Raw genomic sequence first — 2924 nt, forward strand, 5'->3', positions numbered from 1 at the left:
AGATCGTAAACCGTTGATTGAAATTTCAGGTAGTTATCCTGTACACGGTGCAATATCTCTATTTGTTCTGTATGGTTATAACCTAAATCATCTATCGATTTTGGAGATTTAATTACTTTTTCTTCTGTCACTTCACGATGAACTATATCTTGTGTTTGATCATCATAAATCTCTGTTACGATTCGTTGCTTTAGTGCCATAACTTACTCCATGATTTTAGGTTACAAAAATAGAGTAGCATAAAATAGCATGAAGTAAAACCGTGTCAGGAATGCTCTCTGCAACTCAGGCTTGGCTTCTTCAAATTTCAAATTTACTTGATTTGCTACCGATACAATGCGTGTTCGATAACGTACCCAATTCGTTTTTTGACTATAGGTTTGCTTGGTCGCAGTTTGTGATCCTTGTGCCAAGTTTGCTTGAGTGGTTTGTGTTACCTCACCATTGACTTTAACAGATACTTGCACATCGGTGATCATGCTATAGTAAACATTTTCAACCAACTGGTTAGCCAACCATGAAACACCGGTAACCGCTGCACCTACACTAATGCCAGCGCCTACGGAATCAGTCGCCACACCCGCAGCCAGTCCTATCAGTCCACCCGTAAGAATATCCGCCCCAAAACCACCACTTAAAGCACCCCATGCAGCCGCTTCATTTTTAGCTTGACCGGCTTGTAGGACATTGATTTGAATCATGTCATGGGCTTTATCTATATCATTGACAACCTGCCAACCATTGTTTTGTAAATCTTGCGCCAATATTTCTCTTAAGCCTTTAAAATCCTCGGTTAATGTACTTTTCACTTGAATGTAAACCGTCTTATCAGAAGATGAAACAGGATCAAGAAATATTGATTCTGAGGTTTTTGAACTCACCTCTAAATTTCGATGTTTGATCGCTGTTCCTATCGCTGCACAACCCGAGAGCGTCAACAGTGACGCTGCCATTGATGCCGTGATTGATAGTTTTAGGATGTTGATTTTCCCCTTTTCTTTCATTTTTTCCATTTCTATTTCCTTATGGGTTGGTTGAGGGTTTGTGATATAGCCATGATTTAGCTACGTTCAGCATGCAGAATAAATTCATAAAATCTCTAATCTGCATACTCAAAAACAAATATGCATAAAGGCAATATTTTGCTATATTATCTAAAGGTATTACCTTTTATCTGGAGGATAAAAATGGCAACCTCAATTAAACTAGATGACGAGCTAACCGTCAGAGTAAAAAATTTAGCTAATACAATGCATCGATCTGCTCACTGGGTTATGCGAGAAGCAATACGCTGTTATGTAGAACGTGAAGAAAAACGCGAAGCCTATAAACAAGAAGCTTTGGACGCATGGGAAGCTTATCAGCAAAATGGCTTACATGTGACACTTGAAGAAGCTGATGATTGGCTTGCCAAACTTGAAGCTGGACAAAATGTAGAAGCGCCAAAATGTCATCGTTAGTCTGGACACCTAATGCACTGCATAATATGCAGCGGCTTTATCACTTTTTAGTTGATAAAGACCCTGAGTCAGCAAAACGAGCAATTAAAGCAATTCGTACTGGCGTCAAAATTTTAGTGCATCAACCAAAATCTGGTCGTCCAATCAATGGAATGGACACCGTGTTTAGAGAATGGCTGATTGAGTTTGGAACAAGCGGTTATGTGGTGTTGTACCGTTTAAATAACGACAAAGTTGTTATCCTTTCTGTAAAACACCAAAAAGAATTGGGCTATTAACGTATTTGATTGCGTTTTAACCCATTTTATGTTAGGTTGCTCAACGAGCAAAGTTGCTAAAAACAAGGATAATGCTATGAACGAGAATCAAAAAGAAAGATTATTAAAAATCGCAGAAACAAATCCCGAGCTGGCAAAAGAAATGATTGATATTTTCAAAGACGAAAAATCAACATCTCAAGAACCAGTTGCAGTTAAAGTTGTTAAGGCAGAAGAAGATAAGCTGACCTTTACAGAAGAACAGAAAAAGTGGGCTATTGGGTATATTGCTTTTATTATAATCGGGATGCTTATTGTTTTACTAGGGATTATTTTAACCCTCGTCGTTTTCAACAACACAAGATACGATTACATATTTGCTCCAGTGTTTTTTGTATCTCTTATTGCAAGTATCTCTGCATCTTACTATTGTGCCTATAGAGCTGGAATGCCTGCAATAAAACAATTTTTTTCCAAACATTTCACCCCTATAAAGCAATAACGATTCTACTTACTATCGCCAAATAATTACTCCACGCCTCACGACCCAACTTCCCATTTTCAGTAGCAGCATTTGCGTTTAAGTTTGCCACACCTAATGCACTACTTGCATCATTCCTTGATGACTCGATAGTTTTATCAAGGTAGCTCTTTTTATTTTCCATTACGTCTGATCTTAAGGCATCGGCTCTTGAACGCAAATCTTGACCTTGCGCATCAACTGACACATTCATCTTTGGTGGCATGACCATTTGCCGATTGAAACTAGACGGATTATCCGAATTAAAAGTATTTCCTTTTAATCCATATTGCCCTAATGTTTCTCTCACTGCTTTATTGGCAACATTCTGATCCATATTATTCACTCGATTTTCAAACCCAGACCTACTTTGACCGTACTGATTAGCTACCGCATTGTTATTGGCTTGGTAAGTGCTGTTAATATCACTTACACCACCAACTTTTGCATCAGTATTATGCTGAATTTGCGCACCTGTTGATGACTCAAGTTGTGTTTTGTTAGCAAGAAATTCTTGTTTAAACTGATCCGCTGAATCTTGCTGATAGTTATGTACCAGATTTCTAAACTCTGCACTGCCTTGCTGTTGCGCAGCAATTACCAGCAAGTTAGCTAAGCCTATTATTTCGCAGTGTTTTCTGAGTATACTTTTTAAATTTTTCGCACTATTTACTTCAAATTTACTGT

6 protein-coding genes are annotated in these 2924 nt (G+C 38.1%); 3 read left to right on the forward strand and 3 right to left on the reverse strand.

Annotated features, from left to right (window positions below; genetic code table 11):
• Both DNK84_RS11395 and DNK84_RS11400 read right to left on the reverse strand, forming a co-directional pair.
• A partial coding sequence (locus tag DNK84_RS11395; RefSeq protein ID WP_162902410.1) for a hypothetical protein occupies positions 1–200 on the reverse strand: 200 nt, incomplete at its 3' end.
• 21 nt (positions 201–221) lie between these two features.
• Complete coding sequence (locus DNK84_RS11400; protein WP_119344626.1) at positions 222–1013, reverse strand: complement resistance protein TraT; 792 nt, start codon at positions 1011–1013, stop codon at positions 222–224.
• A 174-nt stretch (positions 1014–1187) separates the two neighbouring features.
• Between DNK84_RS11400 and DNK84_RS11405 the strand changes: the two genes are divergently transcribed.
• From DNK84_RS11405 to DNK84_RS11415, 3 genes are all read left to right on the forward strand, one after another.
• Positions 1188–1460 carry a CopG family ribbon-helix-helix protein gene (locus tag DNK84_RS11405; RefSeq protein WP_119344627.1) on the forward strand — a complete coding sequence of 91 codons (273 nt, stop codon included), beginning with the start codon at positions 1188–1190 and terminating at the stop codon, positions 1458–1460.
• Positions 1448–1738, forward strand: a complete 291-nt coding sequence (locus tag DNK84_RS11410) for a type II toxin-antitoxin system RelE/ParE family toxin (protein WP_119344628.1) — start codon at positions 1448–1450, stop codon at positions 1736–1738. The genes DNK84_RS11405 and DNK84_RS11410 overlap by 13 nt, the downstream gene beginning before the upstream one ends.
• A gap of 76 nt (positions 1739–1814) precedes the next feature.
• On the forward strand, positions 1815–2219 hold the full coding sequence (locus tag DNK84_RS11415; protein WP_119344629.1) for a hypothetical protein: 405 nt from the start codon (positions 1815–1817) through the stop codon (positions 2217–2219).
• Here the strand turns inward: DNK84_RS11415 and DNK84_RS11420 are convergent.
• Positions 2206–2924 (reverse strand): hypothetical protein (locus tag DNK84_RS11420; protein ID WP_208123315.1); only part of this gene is annotated, 719 nt, incomplete at its 5' end. The genes DNK84_RS11415 and DNK84_RS11420 overlap by 14 nt on opposite strands.

The organism is Facilibium subflavum (genome assembly GCF_003574485.1).
GTDB lineage: Bacteria > Pseudomonadota > Gammaproteobacteria > Francisellales > Francisellaceae > Facilibium > Facilibium subflavum.